The organism is Xanthomonas sp. SHU 166 (assembly GCF_000364685.1).
GTDB classification, from domain to species: Bacteria; Pseudomonadota; Gammaproteobacteria; order Xanthomonadales; family Xanthomonadaceae; genus Xanthomonas_A; species Xanthomonas_A sontii.
Genome location: NZ_AQOJ01000312.1, coordinates 1 through 1249, shown reverse-complemented (window position 1 = coordinate 1249; position 1249 = coordinate 1). Strand labels below are relative to the sequence as shown.

Genomic DNA, 1249 nt, shown 5'->3' with positions numbered 1-1249 from the left:
GGCGCCATCCCCCGCCGCGGCAAGTGGCTCGCCGCCAGCGGCATGGCGCTGGGCTATCTGCTGTTCTGCTGCGGCGCGCATCCCGGCGCGACGCTGGCGCTCGGCGTCGGCGCGCTGATCGCCGCCAGCGCCGCGTTCGTGCTGACCCGCCCTGCGCCGCGCGACGCGCCACCACCGCGCTGAATACCGTCCCGCCGCGCCGCCCTCCTACCACGCCGCCTCCCAGCCCATGACCGCTATCGCCCCCATCTCCCCCATCGCACCGCGTCCAGCCGACCTCAGCGCCTGGCAGATGTTCCTGCATGCCGACCTGGTGGTGCAGGCGGTGATGATCGGCCTGGTCGTCGCTTCGGTCGCGACGTGGACGGTGCTCCTGGCCAAGCACCGGGAACTGGCGCGCGCCGGCGCGGCGCTGCAGGCCGCGCGCGCGGCGCTGCAGGGTTCGCAGCGGCTGCGCGAGACCGAGGCGCAGCCGGCGTTGGACACGCCTGCCGCCCGCGCGCTGCTGCAGGAAGCGCGCGCTGAACTGCAGCAGTCCAGCGGCCTGCGCGACGCGGCCGGGATCAAGGAACGGCTGGCTTCGCGCCTGGAGCGGGTGGAACTGGACCACGCGCGACAGTGGCGCCAGGGCATCGGGCTACTTGCCAGCATCGGCGCCACCGCACCGTTCGTCGGCCTGTTCGGCACGGTGTGGGGCATCATGCGCAGCTTCGTCGGCATCGCCCGCGCCAATACCACTACCCTGGCGGTGGTGGCGCCAGGCATCGCCGAAGCGCTGCTGGCGACGGCGCTGGGCCTGGTCGCGGCGATTCCGGCAGTGATGTTCTACAACCACCTCGCGCGGCGCCTGGGCGGGCTGCGCCAGCGCTTGGGCGATCTGTCGGCCGGTGTGCAGCAACTGGTGTCGCGCGACCTGGACCGCCTCCACGCCGAGGCGCCGGCAGCGGCCGACGCCGCCGCCACGCGATGAGGCCGGCCATGGCGATCCGCACCGCACGCGACGACGACGACACCCTCGAAGAACAGCACGCGATCAACGTGACGCCGTTGATCGACGTGATGCTGGTGCTGCTGATCGTGTTCATGATCGCCGCACCACTGGCGACGGTGGAGGTACCGGTCGAGCTGCCGGCCAGCGGCGCCGCGGCCGGCGCGCCCGACCGCGACCCGATTCTTCTGACCCTGGGCGCGGACCTGAGCCTGCGCCTGGACGAGCAGCCGATCGCCGCGCAGGCGCTGCGGCCGGCGC

At 73.5% G+C, this 1249-nt stretch carries 2 protein-coding genes and 1 pseudogene; all 3 read left to right on the top strand.

Translation table 11 applies throughout. The features are described 5' to 3' along the window. Positions 1-183 (top strand): annotated as a pseudogene (locus D180_RS09480) (DUF454 domain-containing protein); the annotation flags it as partial. A 109-nt stretch (positions 184-292) separates the two neighbouring features. Continuing rightward, the gene (gene exbB, locus D180_RS09475; protein ID WP_017912600.1) at positions 293-970 is read left to right on the top strand and encodes a tonB-system energizer ExbB; all 678 of its coding nucleotides are present in this window, start codon (positions 293-295) and stop codon (positions 968-970) included. A gap of 8 nt (positions 971-978) precedes the next feature. After that, positions 979-1249 (top strand): biopolymer transporter ExbD (locus tag D180_RS09470; protein WP_017912599.1); only part of this gene is annotated, 271 nt, incomplete at its 3' end.

Bases quoted from the DNA above. Each gene is read 5' to 3' on its own strand.
- exbB (WP_017912600.1), top strand. From the start codon at position 293: ATGTTCCTGCATGCCGACCTGGTGGTGCAGGCGGTGATGATCGGCCTG.